Source organism: Amycolatopsis sp. GA6-003 (genome assembly GCF_046267895.1).
Classification (GTDB): domain Bacteria; phylum Actinomycetota; class Actinomycetes; order Mycobacteriales; family Pseudonocardiaceae; genus Amycolatopsis.
On sequence record NZ_CP176499.1, the window covers coordinates 5481127 to 5502694 of the forward strand.

Annotated in this window: 18 protein-coding genes; 13 read left to right on the forward strand and 5 right to left on the reverse strand. The window is 68.8% G+C overall.

Annotated elements, in window-relative coordinates:
* Positions 1 to 55 precede the first annotated feature (55 nt).
* From F9C12_RS24680 to F9C12_RS24695, 4 genes are all read left to right on the forward strand, one after another.
* The gene (locus F9C12_RS24680; RefSeq protein WP_409184208.1) at positions 56 to 526 is read left to right on the forward strand and encodes a MarR family winged helix-turn-helix transcriptional regulator; all 471 of its coding nucleotides are present in this window, start codon (positions 56 to 58) and stop codon (positions 524 to 526) included.
* 63 nt (positions 527 to 589) lie between these two features.
* A complete protein-coding gene (locus F9C12_RS24685; protein WP_409461979.1) occupies positions 590 to 4579 on the forward strand; it encodes a hypothetical protein in 3990 nt (1329 codons plus the stop codon).
* 172 nt (positions 4580 to 4751) lie between these two features.
* Complete coding sequence (gene rph, locus F9C12_RS24690) at positions 4752 to 7343, forward strand: rifamycin-inactivating phosphotransferase (RefSeq protein ID WP_409461980.1); 2592 nt, start codon at positions 4752 to 4754, stop codon at positions 7341 to 7343.
* 103 nt (positions 7344 to 7446) lie between these two features.
* Positions 7447 to 8133 (forward strand): CAP domain-containing protein, encoded by a 687-nt coding sequence (locus F9C12_RS24695; protein ID WP_409461981.1) that lies wholly within the window; start codon positions 7447 to 7449, stop codon positions 8131 to 8133.
* Here the strand turns inward: F9C12_RS24695 and F9C12_RS24700 are convergent.
* From F9C12_RS24700 to F9C12_RS24710, 3 genes are all read right to left on the reverse strand, one after another.
* On the reverse strand, positions 8127 to 9119 hold the full coding sequence (locus F9C12_RS24700; RefSeq protein ID WP_409461982.1) for a cation diffusion facilitator family transporter: 993 nt from the start codon (positions 9117 to 9119) through the stop codon (positions 8127 to 8129). The genes F9C12_RS24695 and F9C12_RS24700 overlap by 7 nt on opposite strands.
* 10 nt (positions 9120 to 9129) lie before the next feature.
* Positions 9130 to 10068: a hypothetical protein gene (locus F9C12_RS24705; protein WP_409461983.1), complete on the reverse strand. Its 939-nt coding sequence runs from the start codon at positions 10066 to 10068 to the stop codon at positions 9130 to 9132.
* Positions 10069 to 10202: 134 nt separating this feature from the next.
* Positions 10203 to 12494 (reverse strand): (Fe-S)-binding protein, encoded by a 2292-nt coding sequence (locus tag F9C12_RS24710; protein WP_409184214.1) that lies wholly within the window; start codon positions 12492 to 12494, stop codon positions 10203 to 10205.
* Positions 12495 to 12663: 169 nt separating this feature from the next.
* Here F9C12_RS24710 and F9C12_RS24715 point away from each other — a divergent pair, with 169 nt between their 5' ends.
* From F9C12_RS24715 to F9C12_RS24725, 3 genes are read left to right on the forward strand one after another with little or no spacing between them, the layout of a single operon-like run.
* Positions 12664 to 12990: a DMT family transporter gene (locus F9C12_RS24715; protein WP_409461984.1), complete on the forward strand. Its 327-nt coding sequence runs from the start codon at positions 12664 to 12666 to the stop codon at positions 12988 to 12990.
* Positions 12987 to 13547: a TetR/AcrR family transcriptional regulator gene (locus tag F9C12_RS24720; protein WP_009085017.1), complete on the forward strand. Its 561-nt coding sequence runs from the start codon at positions 12987 to 12989 to the stop codon at positions 13545 to 13547. Before F9C12_RS24715 ends, F9C12_RS24720 begins: the two co-directional genes overlap by 4 nt.
* 22 nt (positions 13548 to 13569) lie before the next feature.
* A complete protein-coding gene (locus F9C12_RS24725; protein WP_409184216.1) occupies positions 13570 to 13995 on the forward strand; it encodes a GNAT family N-acetyltransferase in 426 nt (141 codons plus the stop codon).
* Here F9C12_RS24725 and F9C12_RS24730 read toward each other — a convergent pair whose 3' ends face one another.
* Positions 13996 to 14460: an NUDIX hydrolase gene (locus F9C12_RS24730; RefSeq protein ID WP_409461985.1), complete on the reverse strand. Its 465-nt coding sequence runs from the start codon at positions 14458 to 14460 to the stop codon at positions 13996 to 13998.
* Positions 14461 to 14467: 7 nt separating this feature from the next.
* Positions 14468 to 15007, reverse strand: coding sequence for a YbhB/YbcL family Raf kinase inhibitor-like protein (locus F9C12_RS24735; RefSeq protein WP_409184217.1), 540 nt, complete (start codon positions 15005 to 15007; stop codon positions 14468 to 14470).
* Between the two features lie 162 nt (positions 15008 to 15169).
* On the opposite strand from F9C12_RS24735, the gene F9C12_RS24740 reads away from it, so the two are divergent.
* The 6 genes from F9C12_RS24740 to dnaJ all read left to right on the forward strand — a co-directional run bounded on the left by F9C12_RS24740 (position 15170) and on the right by dnaJ (position 21567).
* Complete coding sequence (locus tag F9C12_RS24740; protein ID WP_409184218.1) at positions 15170 to 15946, forward strand: DUF4097 family beta strand repeat-containing protein; 777 nt, start codon at positions 15170 to 15172, stop codon at positions 15944 to 15946.
* 28 nt (positions 15947 to 15974) lie between these two features.
* On the forward strand, positions 15975 to 16193 hold the full coding sequence (locus F9C12_RS24745) for a hypothetical protein (RefSeq protein WP_409184219.1): 219 nt from the start codon (positions 15975 to 15977) through the stop codon (positions 16191 to 16193).
* Positions 16190 to 17596: an alpha/beta hydrolase gene (locus tag F9C12_RS24750; protein WP_409461986.1), complete on the forward strand. Its 1407-nt coding sequence runs from the start codon at positions 16190 to 16192 to the stop codon at positions 17594 to 17596. Before F9C12_RS24745 ends, F9C12_RS24750 begins: the two co-directional genes overlap by 4 nt.
* Before the next feature lie 189 nt (positions 17597 to 17785).
* Positions 17786 to 19651, forward strand: coding sequence for a molecular chaperone DnaK (dnaK, locus tag F9C12_RS24755; RefSeq protein WP_409184221.1), 1866 nt, complete (start codon positions 17786 to 17788; stop codon positions 19649 to 19651).
* Complete coding sequence (gene grpE, locus F9C12_RS24760; RefSeq protein ID WP_409184222.1) at positions 19648 to 20355, forward strand: nucleotide exchange factor GrpE; 708 nt, start codon at positions 19648 to 19650, stop codon at positions 20353 to 20355. The genes dnaK and grpE overlap by 4 nt, the downstream gene beginning before the upstream one ends.
* Positions 20356 to 20388: 33 nt before the next feature.
* Entirely contained in the window at positions 20389 to 21567 is a 1179-nt protein-coding gene (gene dnaJ, locus F9C12_RS24765) for a molecular chaperone DnaJ (RefSeq protein ID WP_409184223.1), read from the forward strand.
* The last annotated feature ends 1 nt before the right edge of the window (position 21568 follow it).

Here is a 21568-nt window from a genome sequence, read left to right on the forward strand (position 1 = left end):
TATCTTGGAAAGTAATTCGTTCTATCGAACTAAATAGTCCGCTAGACTCCTGGGCATGTCAAGCGAGCGCGAGGATCTGGTCGCTGAGCTGCTGCTTCGTTCCCGGGTGCTGTCGACCGAGACGGTCATGTTCCACACCGCGCTCGCCGAGCAGAACGGGCTTTCGACGGTCGAGAGCAAGGTCACCGACTATCTCGCCCGGCTCGGTCCCCTCACGCCGAAGGAGCTGGCCGGGTACGCGGGGCTCGCGCCGGCGTCCGTCACCGCTCTCGTCGACCGGCTCGAGCGCAAGGGCGTCGTCAACCGGATGCCGCATCCGGACGACCGGCGGAAGGTCCTCGTCCGGCTTGACCCGGCGGGCGTCGAGCGGGTCGCGCCGCTGTGGGACCACATCGTCGCGGCGATGAAGTCGATCGCGGCCGGCTACTCCGACGAGCAACTCCAAACGGTGATCGGTTTCCTCGAACAGGCAGCGGCGATCACTCACGAGTCAACCGTGCGTCTCACTAATCGCTCAGCGGAGTGAGGTAGTCCCACGGCCGGGTAAGAAATCGCCGCGGCGTCACCGGATGGTGGAAAACTTGCGCGCATGGTTTCGGCCGGGAAACGTCCGCTCTTGGTCCTCGGCCTGACGGCCATTCTGCTGACGCCCGCCGCGCCCGCGGCGCAGGCCCGGCCGGTGCAAGAGCTGCAGGTCACGACGGCCGCCGAACCGCATCGGGTGCACGCTGGCGACCAGGTGACGTTCACGGTGAGCGTGGCGAATCCGGCTTCGGTCCCGGTGTCCGATGTGGACGTCGTGGACGAGCAGAACCCGCAGTGCGGCAAGAAGATCGGCTCGCTGGCACCGGGGGCCAGCACGCGCTATCAGTGCACGTTCGCCGCGCCGGAGAAGGGCTTCGTCTCGACGGTCAAGGTGACCGGAGTGGGTTCCGGCGGACAGCAGGTCTCGGCTTCGGCGGGCAGCAAGGTCGACGTCCTTCGCCCGGCTTTGACGTTGAGCAACCAAGTCGACAAACCGGCTTATCGCGCTGGCGATCAGGTGACCTTCACGCTCAAGACCACCAACACCGGCGACGTTCCGTTGCACGACGTGACCATCGGCGACCCAACGGTCCCCTCGTGCGCTCGCGCGATCGGCTCCCTCGCGCCGGGGCAATCGGTGGCGGGCACCTGCACGGCGACCGTGCCGCTGCCGAACGGAGCCAGCGCGACGGTGAAGGGGATCGACCCGCTGGGCAAGGTCGTCAGCTCGACCGCGGACGCGAAAGTCCCCCTCATCGCGCCCGCGGTGGCGGTTTCGAAGGAGGCCGTCCCGCCCGTGGTGCACGGCGGGGACCAGGTCACCTGGAAGGTCACCGTGCGCAACACCGGCGACAGTCCGCTCAATCCGGTGGACGTCACCGACGACGCGACGCCGGAGTGCTCGCGGTCCTTCGGCGTGCTCGCGCCCGGTGCCCAGCAGACCTACTCCTGCACCGCGAAACCCGCGCGCACCACCACAAACACCGTCACCGCCACCGGTACGGACGCTACCGGCCGACCGGTCACGGACAAGTCTTCAGCCACCGTCACGGTGATCCATCCGGGCTTGGCGGTCACCGCCGCGGCCTCCCCCGTGCCGGTGCGCGAAGGGGACCGAGTCACCTTCGCGGTAACCGTGCGCAACACCGGCGACGTGCCGCTGGACGACGTCGCGGTAGCCGACGACAGTGTGCCCGGTTGCGTGCGCAAGTTCGGCACGTTGGCGCCCAACGCGGTCGAGACGTACAAGTGCGAACAGTTAGCCCCGGCGGACGATGTGACGAATACCGTTGTCGCGACTGGCAAAGACCAGCTCGGTACGACACAGCGCGCAACCGCGGCTGCGCGCGTGGACGTGGTTCATCCGACGCTGGAGGCCACCGCTGCTGCCGCTCCCGCGCAGGTGCGCGAGGGGGACCGGGTCACTTTCACCGTCACGGTGAGCAACACCGGGGATGCGGAGTTAAAAGACGTCACGGTGGCAGACGACCGCGTCGCGGAATGTGCGCGCCCGCTGGGAACCGTTGCCCCCCAAGGCAAGCAGACCTTCACCTGCAGCACGGTCGCCGGAACACAGGGCTTCGCCAACGATCTGACCGTCGCCGGCACGGACCCGACCGGCCGCCCGGTCACCGCGAAGGCGAGTGCGTCGTTCACCGTCCAGCACCCAGCGGTCACCTTGACCGCGACTGTCCAAGGTGGACCATTCCGCGAAAACGACGCCGTGGCGGTGCACGTGCTCGTGGCGAACACCGGTGATGTGCCGCTCACCGGGCTCGCCGTCACGACGATGGCCCGCGCCGAAGGCTGTGCGCAGCAGCACGACGCACTCGCCCCCGGAGCCAGCTGGACGTTCGACTGCGCCACCACCGCGCCGAACACCGACACCACCGAAGCGCTGCAGATCACCGCGAAACCGCCGGTCGGCGCGCCAGTGACCGCGGCGACCGAGGCGGCGATCGACGTGATCCACCCGTTCGTCACGCTCGCCCAAAGCGTGGCGCCGGCGGTGGTGCGCCCGGGCGAACCCGCCACGTTCACCCTGACCGTGACCAACGCCGGCGACACCGAACTCCGCGACATCCAGGTCGCCGACCCGGCCGTGCCGGAATGCGTGAAGCGGCTGGGAACCCTTGCCCCGCAGGCAACGCACACCTACAACTGCGCCCGGACCGCGACCGACGACCTCACCAGCGACGCGACGGTCACCGGCACCGATCCGTCCGGCCGACCGGTCACCGCGAACGCGGGCGCGCGCCTCGACGTCATCCATCCCGCCGTCCAGCTCACCCAGACTGTCGCGCCGACGCAGGTGCGCGAGGGGGACCAAGTCACCTTCACCATCACCGTGCGCAACCGCGGAGACGTCCCACTGGCCAAAGCGTCCATTGTGGACGAAAAGACCCCTGGTTGCGCCCGCGACTTTCCCGCCCTGGCCGCGGGAGAAGAACAGCGCTACACCTGCACCGCCCAAGCCGGGCGGGACGGCTACTCCAACATCGCGAAGGTGACCGCCACCGACCCGATCGGCGGGCCGGTGACCGCCACGGCGGACGCCGCGTTCACCGTCGTGCACCCCGGACTGGCGTTGACGAAAACCGTCCACGGCGGCCCCTTCCGCGAGGGCGACCCGGTCACCTTCACCATCACGGTCACCAACACCGGCGACGCCCCGCTGACCGCGGTCAAGGTGACCGACCAGGGCCCCTGCGCGAAAACCCTCGACACCCTCGCCCCGAAAGCGAACAAGACCTACGACTGCACCCTCCCCGCCCCAGCCGACGACGCGGTCAGCACCGCGCGCGCGACCGGCAATCCGCCGGTGGGCCCGCCGCTCACCGCCTCCGCCGACGCGCACCTCGACGTGATCCACCCCGCGCTCACCGTGATGACCTCGGCGAATCCGACCGTCGCGCGGGCTGGCGACCCCCTCGCCGTGACAGTCGCCGTCACCAACACCGGCGACGTCCCGCTCACCGCGGTGACCAGCGACGATCCTGGCTGCCCGAAGAAGTTCGACCGCCTCGAACCCGGTGCCGCGCAGAGCTACCAGTGCACGGTGAAGGCGAAACCGGACGACTTCGCCGTCGCCGCCACCCTGACCGGCACCGACCCGACGAACCGCACGGTCACCGCGTCCGGTTCGGCGAAGATCGACGTCATCCACCCGGAAATCGTCATCATGAAAGACGCCCAGCCGTACGAGGTGCGCCAAGGCGACAAGGTCACCTTCTCGCTGCTCGTCCGCAACGTCGGCGACGTCCCGCTGACCGCGGTGTCCGTTGTGGACGATCGCACCCCGGCGTGTGCGCACCAGATCCCGAGCCTGGCCCCGGACGCCCAGATCGAGTACCAGTGCACGATCACCGCGGGCGCGGCTGGTTTCACGAACACCGCGAAGGCGACCGGAACCGACCCGACACAGCGCACGGTGAGCGCTACCGCGCAGGCGTCGTTCAAGGTGAAAAAGCCCGCGCTGGCGGTCGCCAAGCACGCCGCCGGCAGCGCGTATCGAGCCGACGACGCGGTGCCGTTCGAGGTCGTGTTGACCAACACCGGCGATCAGCCGTTGCACGACGTGCGGGTGACTGACGACCCCGCCTGCGCGCGCACCTTCGCCGAGCTGCCGGTCGGCGGAACCCAGCGCTACCAATGCGTGGCTCCGGCAACCGCCGGCCAGGCAACCGCGACCGCCGCCGCCCCGTGGGGCCCGCCGGTCGCCGCGACCGGAAAAGCAGCCATCACGGTGCTTCATCCCGCGCTGGACCTGCGCCGCGATCACCTGCAGCAGCCGATCCGGCCGGGTGACCCGGTGACGTACGTGAGCACCCTGCGCAACACCGGGGACGCGCCCTTGCACGAGGTGACCGTTCGCGACGCCGACCCGGCCTGCTCGTTCACCGTCACCCAGCTGGCCCCTGGCGAGCAGGTCACCCGCGCCTGCACGCTGTCGGCCCGCGCGGACGGCACCACGACAACCACCGCGACCGCGACTGACCAGACCGGGCGCACCGTTTCGAAGGAAGCCACCACGACGACGAAGGTCGGCCGGTGAGGAAGGCACAAGAAAAGGCAGCGAAAAATATCTCTCCCTGCCGTATTTAACTTATAACGCATCGGGGGGCTTGCCGCAAGACCCGGGTGGTACCGCAGAATCTCCAGCCGACCAGGCTGCCGCTCGCGGGCGAACCAAGCCGGGAACGACCACAGACGGGGGAAACGAACGAATGGGCAGCTACGTGCTTGGTCTCCAGGAGATCGACCGGGACCAGGTCGCGCTCGTCGGAGGCAAGGGCGCGCAACTGGGCGAACTCGCGCGGATCGACGGGGTCCGCGTGCCGCCCGGCTTGTGCGTGACGACCGAAGCGTTCGAGCGAATCGTCGCGAACGCGCCGGAACTGACCGGGCCGCTGGAGCGGCTGGCGAACCTGAACCCGGACGACCGGGAAGCGATCAGCGAAGGCAGCGCGGAGGTCCGGCAGGCACTCGAAGCAATCGCCATCCCGGACGAGCTGGCCGCGGAGATCACCGCCGCGCTGGTGGACGGCCGCGCGTACGCGGTCCGGTCGAGCGCGACCGCGGAAGACCTTCCGGGGGCTTCTTTCGCCGGTCAACAGGACACCTACCTCAACGTGCTCGGCGCGGAGGCGGTTCTGCGGCAGATCAGCCGGTGCTGGGCGTCGCTGTTCACCGAACGCGCGGTGACCTATCGGCTGCGCAACGGCTTTGACCACCGGAAAGTCCACATGGCCGTGGTCGTGCAGCAAATGGTCTTCCCGCGGGCGGCCGGGATTCTCTTCACCGCCGACCCGGTGACGTCCAACCGGAAGGTCGCCACGGTGGAGGCCAGCTTCGGCCTTGGCGAGGCACTGGTGTCCGGTCTGGTCAACGCCGACCACTACCAGGTGCGCGACGGCGAGATCATCGAAAAGACGATCTCCGCCAAGCAGCGCGCCGTCCTGGCCGTCGAGGGCGGCGGCACCGAAGAGCGGCCGATCGCCGCGGATCAGCAGGAACAGGCCGCGCTGACCGACGAGCAGGTGCTTCGGCTCGTCGAACTCGGCCGCACGATCGAGGCGCACTTCGGCCGTCCGCAGGACATCGAGTGGTGCCTGGCCGGCGACGAGTTCCAGATCGTCCAAAGCCGCCCGATCACCACGCTGTTCCCGATCCCGGAGGCCACCGGCGAAGGAAACCGCGTCTACGTCTCCGTCGGCCACCAGCAGATGATGACCGACGCGATGAAGCCGCTGGGCCTGTCGGTCTGGCAGCTGACGACACCGCGGCCGATGGCCGAGGCGGGCGGACGGCTGTTCGCGGACGCCACCCCGCTGCTGTCGGTGCCCAAGACCCGTGCCGGTTTCCTTGAGGTAGCCGGGAAATCCGACCCGCTGATGGGAGACGCGCTGGAGACCGTCCTCTCCCGCGAGGGCTTCCTTCCGCTGTCCGAGGACGACGGGCCCGGCGAGCAGATCCCCGGGGTCGCACCGGCCACCATCGAAACCGATCCGGCCGTCGTCACCGAGCTGATCGGGCAGAGCGAGGCCTCGATCACCGCGCTGCGGCGGGAAATCGCGGCGAAGTCCGGCAGCGAGTTGCTCGACTTCATTTTCGCGGACTTCGAAGAACTGCGCCGGATTCTCTTCGATCCGCGCAGCCACCAGGTGTTCACCGCGGCGATGCAGGCCTCTTGGTGGCTGAATGACCACCTGCGGGAATGGCTTGGCGAGAAGAACGTCGCCGACACGCTCACCCAGTCCGTCCCGCACAACGTCACCTCGGAGATGGGCCTGGCGCTGCTCGACGTCGCGGACGTGCTCCGGAACCACCCCGAGGTAGTCGCCTTCCTGCAGGATGTCGAGGACAACGACTTCCTGGACGAGTTGCCCAAGCTGGCCGGCGGCGAGGAATCGCGCGCGGCGATCCAGGGGTACCTCGACAAGTACGGCATGCGCTGCGTCGGCGAGATCGACATTACCCGGCCGCGGTGGAGCGAACAGCCGATCGCGCTGGTGCCGATGGTGTTGTCCAACATCAAAAACTTCGAGCCGGGAGCCGGGCAGCGGCGCTTCGAACAGGGTCGGCGGGAAGCGCTGGACAAGGCGCGGGAAGTGCTGGAACGCTTGCGCGCCTTGCCCGACGGCGAGGCGAAGGCCGAGGAAACCGAGCGGATGATCGAGCGCGTCCGCACGTTCACCGGATACCGCGAATATCCGAAGTACGGCATGGTCAGCCGCTATTTCGTGTACAAGCAGGCCTTGCTGGGCGAGGCGCGGCGGCTGGTGCGGGCTGGGGTGCTCGACGAGCCGGAGGACCTCTTTTTCTTGCGGCTGCAGGAGTTTCAGGAGGTGGTGCGGACGAACGAGGTCGACCGCGAGCTGATCCGGCAGCGCAAGGAAGAGTTCCGGTCCTACGAATCGCTGACGCCGCCGCGCGTGCTCACCTCGGACGGCGAGGCCGTTTCCGGCAAGTACCGCCGCGACGACCTGCCCGAAGGCGCGCTGGTCGGGCTCCCGGTGTCCGCCGGGACCATCGAAGGACGGGCCCGCGTCATCCTGGATCTCGCCGACGCCGATCTCGAGCCGGGCGACATCCTCGTCACGGCGTACACGGACCCGAGCTGGTCGCCGCTGTTCGTGGCGATCACCGGCCTGGTGACCGAGGTCGGCGGCCAGATGACGCACGGCGCGGTGATCGCGCGGGAGTACGGCCTGCCCGCGGTCGTCGGGGTCCAGAACGCCACGCGGCTGATCAAGGACGGACAGCGGATCCGGGTGAACGGGACGGACGGCTATCTGGAGATCCTCGACGCCGGATAGGGGGCCTCCGGCCGCTGCGCCATTTGGAGGTAACCATCGTAATCAGTTCGTGATAGTTTCCGCGGCTGTGTCCTCCATTAGTGTGCGCGTCCGGGTCGTGAGCGTGACTCTCAGTGTGCTTTTCGGGGGTCTTGGAGCAGCTGGCGGCACTTTCGCGCTGCGCTCCGGGCACCTCGGCACACTGAGCGTCGCGGTCCCGGAAACGCGCACCGACGAGGTTTCCTCGGCCGCGTCGCGGCCCTTCGCGGTGTCGCCGGCGTCCTCCACGTCGGCGACACCGAGCACCACCGCTCCCGCGGCCACCCCGCCCTCCTCGTCGTCGGCCACCCCCGCGGCTCCCCCGCCGCCGTCCAGCGAAGAGTCCAAAGAGGACACTCCGCCGAGCAGCAGCGCGAAGCCCTCGCCCAAACCACGCAGCGCGCCGACGCTGGCCGGTCAGGTCATCGCGCTGGTCAACGACGAACGGGACAAGGCGGGCTGCGACCCGGTGACCGAGGAGGCGCATCTCGACCAGGCGGCGCAAGGGCACAGCGACGACATGTCCCAGCGCGGCTACTTCTCCCACGACACCCCGGAAGGCGAGAGCTTCGCCGACCGCATCACCGCCGCGGGATACCCCAAGCCGGGCGCGGAGAACATCGCCAAGGGCGCGACCAGCGCCGACCAGGTGATGCGGATGTGGATGAACTCCAGCGGGCACCGCAAGAACATCCTCAACTGCTCGCTGACGAAACTGGGCGTCGGCGTCGCGAAGGACGGCTGGTACTGGACGCAGGACTTCGGCTACTGATTCGGCCGCGGCGGAAGCCCGTACCGGGCCAGCACGGTCGCGCGCAGCTTCGGATCCGTCCGCGGCACCGGCTCGATGAAGACCTCCGCGACGTCCGGAAACCGCTCGCTCAGTTCGTCCGCCAGCCGCACGCACGCGTGTTCCAGATCGGCGGCGCCGAGCGCGTCGTCGAAGTCCACGCGGGCGCACACCAGGACGTGGTCGGTGCCCATCAGCATGGTCTGCAAATCCACCAGCGCGTCGATTTCCGGCGCCGAACCGAGTTGGTCCCGGATGCCGCGGACCAGGCGCGGATCCGCCTGACGGCCGACCAGCAGACCGCGGTTCGTGCTGCCGAGCAGGTACGCGACACACGCCAGCAGCACGCCGATGAGGATCGACGCGATGCCGTCCCACACGTCCGAACCGGTCAGCTGGTGCAGCCCGATCCCGGCGAACGCGAGCAGCAGGCCGACCAGCGCCGCCGAGTCCTCGAAGAGCACCGTCTTCGGGGCCGGGTCGTCGATCATCCGGAGGTAGGCGAAAAACGGCCGCTGTTCGGCCTTCGCGTCGCGACGGACTTGGCGGACCGCCTGCGCCCACGACACCGATTCGAGCGCGAAGGCCAATCCGAGCACGATGTAGCCGACGATCGGTTTCGTCTGCTCCGCGCCCTCGCCGAAAACGGTGGTAAACCCTTCGTACAGCGCGAAAACCGCACCGGAAGCGAAGATCGACACCGCGGCCAGCAGCGACCAGAAGTACCGCTCCTTGCCGTACCCGAACGGGTGGCGGCGATCGGCTGGCCGCTCCGACCGTTTCAACGCGGTGAGCAGCAAAACCTCGGTGATGGTGTCGGCGACCGAATGCGCGGCCTCCGACAGCATCGCGCCCGATCCGGTGATGATGCCCGCGACGAGCTTCAGCACCGCGATCGCCAGGTTCACCCCGCCGGCCAGTACCACGGTGAGGGTGCTTTCGCCGCCGCCTTCCGTTTCGTCGCTCACGCCGGAAAGACTAACTGCACCGCGGGGTACGCCGCCTGCTGCAAGCGACCACCACCAGCACGAGGACGCCCGCGACCAGTACCGACTGCTCGACCGTCGCGGCGAAACCCGCGTCCAAGGCGGTCAGCAACCCAACCCAGCCGTACGTCACGGTGGCACCCGCGGCCAGCGAAATGGCGGGAGGACGCGCGCGGATCGCGTACGCGAACACTGCCACTTCCAGTGCCAGCATGACGACAACAGCCAGCCACGGAGGCAGGTGCGCCATCTTCATGACGACCTGGAACGCAGTGCTCGCGATGAGGCCGACCGCGAAACCGAGCCATCCGTTGCCGCGTACCGGCTTCGGGGTGGCTGTCAGGCGAAGGGCCGCGAACACGAGCCCGGCGGCCACAAGGAACGCGCCAATCAGCTGTGCCGGAGAAGCGAGGAAGTGCTGCCCCATTCGGTAGCTCACGAAGAATGTTCCCGCGCAGCCGATGGCCAATACGCTGCTCCACGCCCAGAGGCCAGGCCGACGCAACCACGGGGTACGGCCGAAGAAGGCTTCCGCGATCGCGATAGGCGTCGCGATGCTCCACACCACGTGCAGCGTTAGCACGTACACAGTCCACTGCCCGCCCATGCCGAGCCAGGGAATGTATGCGTACTTAAGCAGGTCGAGGCCGAGATAGTGCGGGTTGAAGAGGGTCTGGGTCAACAATCCTTCTTCTACGACGCCGTACGCTAGCGCTAACGCGAGGATGGTCGGCCAGCCGCGATTCCTCCGCCGCGCGACCTCGCGGATCAACACCGCGCCGGCTCCGTACATCATCATGAACATCGCGAACATGGCCAGTTGCCGGCCGACTTCCGGAGGCCCTGCCAGGTATTGGTCGCCGAGCAGGAACTCGGCGAAGAACGGCGAAAGTGCTGCCAGCGCGGCAACCGCGGTCTTGCGCAAGGTCATGCCGTGACCTTCGCAGCGCGCGCGGCCGCGGACCCGGGCCGAACATCATCCTCCGGCACTGACAAATGTCCCGGGTGCGCTCACGAAAACGGCCCCTGGCATCCGCGAATGCCAGGGGCCGTTTCAGGTAAAACTCAGTCGTCGCCCTCGGGCAACGGCGTTCCGGTCGGCTTCTCGTCGGTCGGGACGTCCGGTTTGGCGGACAGCTCCGCGTCCGATTCGTCCAGCGAGGGCGCGCCCGAAGCGACCAGCGCCGGTTCCGGCTTGCGCTTCACCGCCGTCAGCAGCAGCTGCGCGACGTCCACGACCTCGACCTTCTCGCTCGCCAGGCCGTCGCTCTGGCGCGAGGTGACGCCGTCGGTGAGCATCACGCGGCAGAACGGGCAGCCGGTGGCGATCTTCGACGGAGCGGTGCCGAGCGCCTCGTCCACGCGCTCGACGTTGATCCGCTTGCCGATCTTCTCTTCCATCCACATCCGCGCGCCGCCGGCGCCGCAGCACATCGAGCGGTCGCCGTGCCGCGGCATTTCGCGCAGCTGCGCACCGGACGCGCCGACGAGCTCGCGCGGAGCGTCGTAGACCTTGTTGTGCCGGCCCAGGTAGCAGGGGTCGTGGTAGGTGACGTCCTCGGCGACCGGCGCGACCGGCGTCAGGTGCTTCTCCCGCACCAGGCGGTTCAGCAGCTGCGTGTGGTGCACGACGTCGAACTGGCCGCCCAGCTCCGGGTACTCGTTGGCGAGGGTGTTGAAGCAGTGCGCACAGGTGACGACCACCTTGCGCGCCTTGCGTTCCCGGCCCTCGAACACCGAGTTCAGCACCTCGACGTTCTGCTGCGCCAGCATCTGGAACAGGAACTCGTTGCCCGCGCGGCGAGCCGGGTCACCGGTGCAGGACTCCTCCGAGCCGAGCACGGTGTACTTGACGCCCGCGATGTGCAGCAGCTCGGCCACCGCGCGGGTGGTCTTCTTCGCGCGGTCCTCGAACGCGCCGGCGCAGCCGACCCAGAACAGGTACTCCGCGTCGCCCAGATCGCCGTCGAAGACCGGGACCTCGAAGTCGAGCTCCTCCGTCCACTGCAGCCGGTCCTTGGCGTTCTGGCCCCACGGGTTGCCCTTGTTCTCCAGGTTCTTGAACATGCCGTTCAGCTCCGTGGGGAACGACGACTCGATCATCACCTGGTAGCGGCGCATGTCGACGATGTGGTCGACGTGCTCGATGTCGACCGGGCACTGCTCGACGCAGGCACCACAGGAAGTGCAGGACCACAGCACGTCGGGGTCGATCACGCCACCGTCGTCGCCGACGAGCGCCTTCTGCGACTCAGCGATCGCGAGGACGTCGATGCCCGCGTACATGTTGTCGCCGGACAGGCCGACTTCGTCGCCGGCCATGTCGCGCTTACCGCCCGCGAGCAGGTACGGGGCCTTCGCGTAGGCGTGGTCGCGAAGCTGCGTGATGAGCAGCTTCGGCGACAGCGGCTTGCCGGTGTTCCACGCCGGGCACTGCGACTGGCAACGGCCGCATTCGGTGCAGGTGGAGAAGTCCAGCCAGCCCTTCCAGCTGAAGTCCTCGATCGCGCCGACGCCGAAGGTGTCCTCGTCCGGGTCGGCCTCTTCGAGGTCGAGCACCTTGCCCTTGCTCATCATCGGCTTGACCGCGCCGAGCGCCACGCCGCCGTCGGCCTCGCGCTTGAAGTAGATGTTGAAGAACGCGCTGAACCGGTGCCAGGCGATGCCCATGGTCATCGTGCGGGCCACGACGATCAGCCAGACCGTCGCGCTCATCAGCTTGATGAAGGCGAACACCGACACCAGCGCCGCGCTCGAGGGCAGCAGCTCGCTGAGCGGGTTCGACACGAACGCGGCCCAGGTCGGCGTCTCGTGGACGTGCATCGCGGCCTTGCCCGCGCGCACGCCGATGATGCCGATGCCCTCGACGATCACCACGGCCTCGACGAAGTAGGCCCACTTGAAGTTCGAGCCCGCGAAGCGCGACAGCCGGTCGGCCCGGCGCGGGTGGTTCACCTGCCGGATGATCGCGAGCGCCACGCCGCCGACGACCGTGCCGACGCCGAGCAGCTCCATCAGGAGGCTCCACAGCGACCAGTCCTCGAGGATCGGCCAGCCCCAGGTCGGGACGAACACCTCGCCGTAAGCCTCGAACAGCGCGAGCGACCCGATCAGGAAGCCCCACATGACAAGCCAGTGCCACGGGGCGACCTGGCGGAACTTCGCCATGCGGGTGTGTGCCGCGAACTCCTTGATCAGGGTCGTCAAGCGCGGCAGGAACGGGCCGTTGCGGGTGGAGTCCGGCTGGCCGAGCTTGATCACCCGCACGAAGCGGGCAATGGTCGCGATGAACATTCCCCAGGCGACGATGCCCAGGAGGACGGAGATCCCCCCGAGCGTCAGCTGTACAGCGCCCATCGTCGGGTGCCTTTCGTCCGGTGTGGTGGTGCCGCCGCGCGAGCGCGCCGGTGCCGAGCAGGGTAACGCTTCTTACTGATGGGTAACCGGTGAGCCGCTCCCAAGTCCCACCGATGTGGTGCACGCCTCGCTGACAAGTGGGACGATCGTTCAGGTAGTTTGTCGAGCTATGGGTGCTTACTTGTACCTCGCTTTGGCCATCGCCGCAGAAGTGACCGCCACCGTCTCGCTCAAACTTTCCGAGGGCTTTTCGCGCCTGACGCCCTCGATCCTCGTGGTCGTCGGGTACGGCTTGGCGTTCTTCGCGCTGTCGCGGGTGCTGAAGCTGGGGCTGCCGATCGGGGTGGCCTACGCGATCTGGGCGGCGGCGGGCGTGGCGCTGGTCGCGCTGGTCGGCGTGCTGTTTTTGAAGGAGCCGATCAACCTCGCGGTGATCTCCGGGCTGGTGCTCGTGATCGGCGGGGTGGTGCTCATCGAGGTCGGGAGCCAGTCGTGAAAATCCAGACCGACGGCCGCAAGGCCCGCGGCGAGAAGCGCCGGACGGAGATCATCGAAGCGACCCTGCGGGTGATCGAACGCGACGGCGTCGCCGGGGTCACGCACCGCACGGTCGCGGCCGAGGCCGGGGTGCCGACGACGTCCACGACCTACCACTTCTCGTCGCTGGACGACCTGCTCGTGGCGACGCTGATCTCGTGCGCGCGCGACATGGCGACCGAGGTGTACTGGATGATCGACCGCGCCCGATCGCGCGGCAGCCGCGGTGCGGAGGAGGTGGCTGGCCTGCTCGCGGAAGCGCTGGGGCCGCGCCGCGGGCGCACGATGGCGGAATACGAGCTGTACCTGCTGGCCGCCCGCAAACCCGAACTGCGCCCGGCCGCGCGGCGGTGGCTGGATGTGCTGACGTCGATGGTCCGGCACGACGACGAGGTCGCGTTCCGGGTGTTCCTCGCGGGCATCGACGGCCTGCTGATCCAGGGCTTGATCGACGACGAGCCGCCGTCCGCGGAGGAACTGCGTCCGGTGGTGGACTACCTGCTCAAACCCGCTTGACGGCGCTGATTGCCTAGCGGCCATGAGGACTGTGGGTGCTTACGAACTGGACGACGACGTCGCGCGGGTGGATCTCGACGTGGTGTGGGAGTTCCTGTCCGGGGAGGCGTACTGGGCTCGGTGGCGGACCCGGGAACACGTCGAGCAGCAGGTGCGGACGGCGTGGCGGGTGGTCGGCGCGTACGAAACGGCGAGCGGGCGGCAGGTGGGCTTCGCGCGCGCGTTCTCGGACGGGGTCGCGATGGCTTATCTCGCGGATGTGTTCGTCGTGGCGGACGCGCGCGGCGCGGGACTGGGCAAGGAACTCGTGCGCGAGATGATCGACCACGGGCCGGGGGCGAAGTTCCGATGGATGCTGCACACGTCGGACGCCCACGAGCTGTACCGGAAGTTCGGCTTCGCGGAGCACGCGGAGGGCCGGTACCTGGAACGCGAGGCGGTTCGCTGATCAGTCCAGTGAGGACAGTGCGCGGGCAACGACGTCCCTGATCAAGGTGTCGTCCGGCGCGCAGTTCTCCCGCAGCATTTCCAGGTCTTCGGCACCAACCCAGGCGTAGCGCGGATGCTTGTGCCATTCCAGGACGGGGCGGGAAAGGTCGCCGTCCACTTCGAGCAAGAAGTAGAGACCGGTCCGCTCGACGCCGTCGTTGTCCGGCCAGTGGAAACTGCCGAGGTCGCGAACAACCCGGCGCAACCGCCATCCGGTTTCCTCGACGACCTCCCGCGCCAGCGCCTCCATTGCCGTCTCGTCGGGCTCGACCTTCCCGCCCACGACGTCCCACGTGTTCGGGTAGAGGTCGCGGTCCGCGCTGCGGAGCTGGACGAACGCGCGTCCCTCGGCGTTTAGGACGACCCCGCCCACGACGTCGGGTCGCGGTTGCTCGCGCGCAACCGCGACCCCCGGCTCCGCCACCGAAACCTCAGCCCTTGTTCTCGTACACCGGCACCAACGTCGCCCTCCCCAGCGTGTGGCCGAACATGTTGAACCCGAGGAACGCCGGCGTCGCGTCCTCCGGCACCTCCAGCGTCTCCACGTCCAGCGCGTGCACCACGAAGAAGTACCGGTGCGGCCCGTGTCCGGGAGGCGGCGCGGCGCCCAGGTACTGCTTCACTCCGCCGTCACCCTTAAGCGTGACCGCCGAAGAGGGCAGTCCCGACCCCGCGGAGTCGCCCGCTCCGGACGGCAGCGAGGTCACCGACGCCGGGATGTTGAAGACCGCCCAGTGCCAGAAACCGCTGGCCGTCGGGGCGTCCGGGTCGTAGACCGTGATCGCGAAGCTGCGGGTGCCCTCCGGGAAGCCTTCCCACTCCAGCTGCGGCGAACGGTCCTCGCCGCCGGCGCCGAAGATGCCCGACAGGTGCGGCTGGGCCAGGGTTTCGCCGTCGGCGATGTCCGTGCTGCGCAGGGTGAACGAGGGAACCGACGGCAGGTAGTCGTACGGATTGGGCGGCTGGGGCATGGGTTCCTCCTGATCCACGGGGCTCTCCGGCCGCCAGGTTAGGACCCTGGCCCTCCCGTCGCCGCCTCAGGGATGTTTCGGGGGGTTTACCGGATGTCCCCGGGGCCCCGCACCTTCTAACGTCTCTCGCGACAGCCGAGAGTGGTACTGAGGGGAACTGACATGGCACGCCCGCTTCTGGCACTGGCCGGCATCGCGGTGATCGGCGTTGGGGTGGCGATCGGATTCGGCGGGTGGGGGTTCGGGTCGACGGTTTCCCGGGACGCGACGCTGACGCAGGAGATCCGCGGGGTGAAGCTGGAGAACGGCTCCGGGGACGTGCGCATCCGCACCGCTCCCGGCGCGGCTCGCGTGCATCAGACTCTTCGCTACCACTTCAGCGGCGAGCCCGGGGACGCTTACCGCGTCGACGGCGATCAGCTCGTCATCCTCGACTGCGGCCGCAACTGCACCGCCGACATGGAGCTGATCGTCCCGGCCGGCATCCCGGTCACCGGCAGCTCCGATTCCGGCACGCTCGACTTCGCGGGCGTCGGCAGCGTCGACGTCACCGCCGATTCCGGGCGGGCGCAGATGCAGGACATCCCGGGGCCGGTCAAGCTCCGGCTGGACAGCGGCGCGGCCGAACTGCACAACGTCGGCGAGGTGCAGGTGCACAGCCAGTCCGGCCGGATCGAGGGCGACGGCCTGCGCGGGCCGGTCGACGTCTCCGCGGGCAGCGGGCGGATCGAGCTGAGCCTGACCCAGCCCAACAACGTCAAGGCGCAGGCCGACTCCGGCCGGATCACGGTGTCCGTGCCGCGCAGCGGGTCCTACCAGGTCACCGGCAACAGCGAGAGCGGCCACCGCAGCATCGACATTCCGCAGAACTCCGGTCCGGACGCGAAGACGCTCGAGCTGAACACGGACAGCGGCAGCGTCACCGTCAAGGCCGTCTGAGCCGGCTGAAGGGGAGAACAGACACATCATGCGCACACTCGAAAAGCGGCTGCTGGCCGCGGTGCTGGCGGGCGCGGTGGGGGCGTTCGCGATCACCGCGGCGGTCGGCCACTCGCCCGAACCGCAGGCCACGACACCGGTTGCGGTGGTGGAAATCCCGGTGCAGCAGGGGATCGTCCGGAACGCGGAGACGGTCGTGCTCCGCACCTCGGCCGAGGACCGGACGGTGCAGGTGCGCCGGGCATGAACCTGGCCGCTGCCGTGCTGACCCTGCTTCCGCTGGTCAGCGCACCGACGCCGGCGTTGACCTGGACACCGTGCGGGACCCAGCAGGAACCGACCGCGCAATGCGCCCAGATCGAAGTGCCGATCGACCGCGCCCATCCCGAGACCGGCACGGCGCACATCCCGCTCACTCGCCTGCCCGCGGCCGACCCGAAGCACCGGGTCGGCTCGCTGCTGGTCAACCCGGGCGGTCCGGGCGGCTCCGGGGTTGGCTTCGTGCGCTTCGGCGGACTCGACCCGAAGGTCATCGGCTCCGCCCGGAAACCACTGCGGGACCGCTTCGACATCATCGGCTTCGACCCGCGCGGCGTGTGGTTCAGCGAGCCGAAGATCAGCTGTGACCAGGCGAAACTGTACGACCCGAAGATCGGCCTCTTCCCGACGACGCGCCCGCAGTACGACGCTTTCGTCGCGCACAACCGCGCGGCGGGCGAAGACTGTCTCGCCAAGACCGGCCCGATGCTCGGGCACGTCGACACCCAAAGCGCCGCCGAGGACATCGACGCGATCCGCGGCGCGCTCGGCGAGCAGAAGATCTCCTGGCTCGGCGTCTCGTACGGCACCGAACTCGGCGCGGTGTACGCGTCGAAGCATCCGGACCGGGTGCGCACGATGGTGCTCGACGGCGCGGTCGACCACTCCCGGCCGATGCGCCAGGCGATGGTCGAGGAAGCCGCCGCTACCGAGGATGCCTTGCTGCGGTTCGCCGCGTGGTGCGACCGCTCGACGGACTGCGCGCTGCACGGCAAGAACGCGCTCGCCCGCTACGACGACCTGGTCACCCACGGCGCGTACGCGAAAGCGTTGGGCCGCAAGGCAACCGGCGAGGAGCTGGCCTCCGGCGCGTACAGCCACCTCTACCTCCCGGCCGAGTGGCCGAATCTGAGCCGCGCGCTGGCGGACCCGGACGCGAGCGCGCTCGCGACCAGCTCGCAGTTCGCGACCGAGACCTACGGCGCGTATCGCTCGATCGGCTGCCAAGACTTCCCATCGCCGTTCACCGGACTGGCGGACCTGCGCGCGACCGCCCGGGTGATCCGCGCCGTCGCCCCGCACAGCTGGCGCTACAGCGAGTACTGGGACCTCTCCGCGGGCTGCACCGGCTGGCCGCTTCCCGCGCTGAACCCGCCCCAGCCGCATCCCGTGCACGGGGCTCCGCCGATCCTCGTCGTGGGCGGTGCGCACGACCCGGCGACGCCGTTGCCGTGGGCCCACGGGCTCGCCGCGAGCATCGACGGATCGGCCCTGCTCACGTACTACGGCGACGGCCACACCGGGCTGCTCAACTCCGAATGCGTGCGCCGGGCCGAGGCCGACTACCTGGTGAGTGGCGTCACACCGCCGCGGGGCGAATTCTGCGGGTGAACCCGGGAACAAGACCGGGGGTCCCGCCGTTATCCTGGTAGCAAGGTTGAGTGCGGTCGGCTCAAGTCTGGTGGACCAAGCCGTGCGCGAGACCTGGAAAACCTGCTAAGAAGGTACTCAAGAGTGCCTCGAAACCGCAGGTCACGAACATAGCACCAACCCACAGTCCAGAACACGAGAGGAAGCACCATGGCGCGAGCGGTCGGCATCGACCTCGGCACGACCAACTCGGTCGTCGCCGTCCTTGAGGGCGGCGAGCCGACGGTCATCGCCAACTCGGAAGGCTCCCGTACCACCCCGTCCATCGTCGCCTTCGCCAAGAACGGCGAAGTGCTCACCGGCCAGCCGGCGAAGAACCAGGCCGTCACGAACGTCGACCGCACGATCCGGTCCGTGAAGCGGCACATCGGCACCGACTGGAAGACCGAGATCGACGGCAAGGCCTACACGCCGCAGGAGATCAGCGCGCGCGTGCTGATGAAGCTGAAGCGCGACGCGGAGGCGTACCTGGGCGAGGAGATCACCGACGCGGTGATCACCGTCCCGGCGTACTTCGAGGACGCGCAGCGGCAGGCCACCAAGGAAGCAGGCCAGATCGCCGGCCTGAACGTGCTCCGGATCGTGAACGAGCCGACCGCGGCCGCGCTGGCCTACGGCCTGGACAAGGGCGAGAAGGAACAGACCATCCTGGTCTTCGACCTCGGCGGCGGCACCTTCGACGTCTCCCTGCTGGAGATCGGCGAGGGCGTCGTGGAGGTGCGCGCCACCTCCGGTGACAACCACCTCGGCGGCGACGACTGGGACGAGCGCATCGTCACCTGGCTGGTCGACAAGTTCAAGGCCGCCAACGGCATTGACCTGACCAAGGACAAGATGGCGCTGCAGCGCATCCGCGAGGCGGCGGAGAAGGCGAAGATCGAGCTCTCCAGCTCCAACTCCGCCAGCATCAACCTGCCCTACATCACGGTGGACGCGGACAAGAACCCGCTGTTCCTCGACGAGACGCTGTCGCGCGCCGAGTTCCAGAAGATCACCTCGGACCTGCTGGACCGCACCAAGGCCCCGTTCAACAACGTCATCCGCGACGCGGGCATCTCGGTCGGCGACATCGACCACGTGGTGCTCGTCGGCGGTTCCACCCGCATGCCGGCGGTGGCCGAGCTGGTCAAGGAGCTGACCGGCGGCCGCGAGCCGAACAAGGGCGTGAACCCGGACGAGGTCGTCGCCGTGGGCGCCGCGCTGCAGGCCGGCGTGCTCAAGGGCGAGGTCAAGGACGTCCTGCTGCTCGACGTGACCCCGCTGTCGCTGGGCATCGAGACCAAGGGCGGCGTGTTCACCAAGCTGATCGAGCGCAACACCACGATCCCGACCAAGCGGTCCGAGATCTTCTCGACGGCGGACGACAACCAGCCGTCGGTGCAGATCCAGGTGTTCCAGGGCGAGCGTGAGATCGCGGCGGCGAACAAGAAGCTCGGCATGTTCGAGCTGACCGGTCTTCCGCCGGCCCCGCGCGGCGTGCCGCAGATCGAGGTCACCTTCGACATCGACGCCAACGGCATCGTGCACGTGACCGCGAAGGACCTCGGCACGAACAAGGAGCAGTCGATGACGATCACCGGCGGCTCGGCGCTGCCGAAGGACGACATCGAGCGCATGGTCAAGGACGCTGAGGCGCACGCCGAGGAAGACAAGAAGCGCCGCGAGGAAGCGGAGACCCGCAACCAGGCGGAGACGCTGGTCTACCAGACCGAGAAGTTCGTCAAGGACAACGACGACAAGCTGCCCGAGGACCTCAAGGGCAAGGTGAAGTCCGCGATCGACGAGGCGAACGAAGCGCTCAAGGGCACCGACTCGGCCAAGATCCGCGAGTCCATCGAGAAGCTGAACACCGCTTCGCAGGAGATGGGCAGCGCGCTGTACGCGAACGCGGGCGCGGCCGGCGCCGAGGGCGCTCCGGGTGCTGAGGGCGCGGCCGGTGCCAAGGGCGACGCTCCGAAGTCGAAGGCGGACGACGTGGTCGACGCCGAGATCGTGGAAGAGGACGAGAAGAAGTGACCCCCCGCCACTCCGAGACCGAGGGCACTGGCCCCGAGGAACCGGTAGTCGTGCGGGATCGGCGCCGGGTGGACCCGCAGACCGGCGAGGTCCGCCCGCCCGCCGCGGAGGAAACTCCGGCCGGTGAGGAGCCCGTGCAGCACGCGGGCCCCTCGCTGGGCGATTCCGTGGACGAAGCCGTTCCGGCCGCCTCGGATATCGAGAAGCAACTGTCCGAGCGCACTGCCGACCTGCAGCGTCTGCAGGCGGAGTACGCGAACTACCGCAAGCGGGTCGACCGCGACCGCGAGGCCGTGGTGCAGAGCGCGAAGGCGTCCGTCGTCGGCGATCTGCTGCCGCTGCTGGACGACCTTCAGCGCGCGGAGCAGCACGGCGACCTCACCGGCGCGTTCAAATCGGTGGCCGACAAGCTGGTCAGCAGCTTGGAGCGAGCCGGTCTGGAGGCGTTCGGCACCGAGGGCGAGGAATTCGACCCGAGCGTCCACGAGGCCGTGCAGCACAACACGTCCCCGGACGTGAAGGGCCCGACGGTCACCCTGGTGATGCGCCGCGGCTACCGCTTCGGCGACCGGGTGCTGCGGGCGGCGCTGGTCGGCGTGACCGACCACGAGCCCGGCGAAGCCCCCGCGGAGCAGCCGGTCGATCCGCCGGTCGGCGGCGAATTGCCGCTCGACGGTTCGGTCGATGAGTCCGGTCAGCAGTAACAATCGGTTCGCAGTGAAAGGAGGAGACACCCGATGAGTGCTCGGGAGTGGATCGGCAAGGACTTCTACAAAGAGCTGGGTGTCTCCTCCGACGCGACCACGGACGAGATCAAGAAGGCCTACCGCAAGCTGGCCAAGGAAAACCACCCGGACGCCAACGCGGGCAACACCGCGGCCGAGAACAAGTTCAAGGCCGTGTCCGAGGCGTACGGCGTGCTGTCCGATCCGGCCAAGCGCAAGGAGTACGACGAGGCGCGCACGCTCTTCGGCTCCGGCGGTGCGGGCGGATTCGGCGGTTTCCCGGGCGGCGGCGCGGGCGGGTTCGACATGAGCGACCTGTTCAACCAGGCCGGTGCTCAGGGCCAGGGCGGCTTCGGCGGGCTCGGCGACATCCTCGGCGGCATTTTCGGCCGCGGCCGGGGCGGTGCCGCCGGTGCCACGGCGAACCGGCCGCAGCGCGGCGCGGACGTCGAGACCGACGTGCGGATCGACTTCCTCGAGTCGGTCAAGGGCGCGACGCTGCCGTTGCGGCTGTCGAGCCCGGCCACCTGTTCCACCTGCGGCGGCAACGGCGCGAAGCCGGGCACGTCGCCGCGGATCTGCCCGACCTGCAGCGGGTCCGGGCTGGTCAGCCGCAGCCAGGGCGCGTTCGCGTTCTCCGAGCCGTGCCAGGACTGCCGCGGCCGGGGCAAGATCATCGACGAGCCGTGCCCGGAGTGCGGCGGCGAGGGCGTCAGCACCCGCACCCGCACGCTCACCGTGCGCATCCCGCCGGGCGTGAAGGACGACCAGCGGATCCGGCTGGCCGGCCAGGGCGAACCCGGACGCGGCGGCGCGCAGGCGGGCGACCTGTACGTGCGGGTGCACGTGGCCCCGCACAAGCTGTTCGGGCGCAAGGACCTCAACCTCACGCTCACCGTGCCGGTGGACTTCACCGAACTCGCGCTGGGCACGACCGTCACGGTGCCGACGCTCGAAGGCAAGGTGTCGCTTAAGGTGCCCGCGGGTACCGCGAGCGGACGAGTGTTGCGCGTGCGCGGAAAGGGCATTCAGAAACGGGACGGCTCGCAGGGCGACCTGCTGGTCACGCTCGAGGCGGCGGTCCCGGCGAAGCTCGACGACAAGGCGCGGGCGGCGCTCGAGGCCTACGCCGAGGCGATGAAGGGCCACGACCCGCGCCCTGAAATCACCGAGTTGCTCGAAGGCAGGTGAG

Excerpts from the sequence above, each read along its gene's own strand:
- F9C12_RS24680 (WP_409184208.1), top strand. The coding sequence starts at position 56 with ATGTCAAGCGAGCGCGAGGATCTGGTCGCTGAGCTGCTGCTTCGTTCC.
- F9C12_RS24685 (WP_409461979.1), top strand. The coding sequence starts at position 590 with ATGGTTTCGGCCGGGAAACGTCCGCTCTTGGTCCTCGGCCTGACGGCC.
- rph (WP_409461980.1), top strand. The coding sequence starts at position 4,752 with ATGGGCAGCTACGTGCTTGGTCTCCAGGAGATCGACCGGGACCAGGTC.
- F9C12_RS24705 (WP_409461983.1), bottom strand. The coding sequence starts at position 10,068 with ATGACCTTGCGCAAGACCGCGGTTGCCGCGCTGGCAGCACTTTCGCCG.
- F9C12_RS24710 (WP_409184214.1), bottom strand. The coding sequence starts at position 12,494 with ATGGGCGCTGTACAGCTGACGCTCGGGGGGATCTCCGTCCTCCTGGGC.
- F9C12_RS24715 (WP_409461984.1), top strand. The coding sequence starts at position 12,664 with ATGGGTGCTTACTTGTACCTCGCTTTGGCCATCGCCGCAGAAGTGACC.
- F9C12_RS24725 (WP_409184216.1), top strand. The coding sequence starts at position 13,570 with ATGAGGACTGTGGGTGCTTACGAACTGGACGACGACGTCGCGCGGGTG.
- F9C12_RS24735 (WP_409184217.1), bottom strand. The coding sequence starts at position 15,007 with ATGCCCCAGCCGCCCAATCCGTACGACTACCTGCCGTCGGTTCCCTCG.
- F9C12_RS24740 (WP_409184218.1), top strand. The coding sequence starts at position 15,170 with ATGGCACGCCCGCTTCTGGCACTGGCCGGCATCGCGGTGATCGGCGTT.
- F9C12_RS24745 (WP_409184219.1), top strand. The coding sequence starts at position 15,975 with ATGCGCACACTCGAAAAGCGGCTGCTGGCCGCGGTGCTGGCGGGCGCG.
- F9C12_RS24750 (WP_409461986.1), top strand. The coding sequence starts at position 16,190 with ATGAACCTGGCCGCTGCCGTGCTGACCCTGCTTCCGCTGGTCAGCGCA.
- dnaK (WP_409184221.1), top strand. The coding sequence starts at position 17,786 with ATGGCGCGAGCGGTCGGCATCGACCTCGGCACGACCAACTCGGTCGTC.
- dnaJ (WP_409184223.1), top strand. The coding sequence starts at position 20,389 with ATGAGTGCTCGGGAGTGGATCGGCAAGGACTTCTACAAAGAGCTGGGT.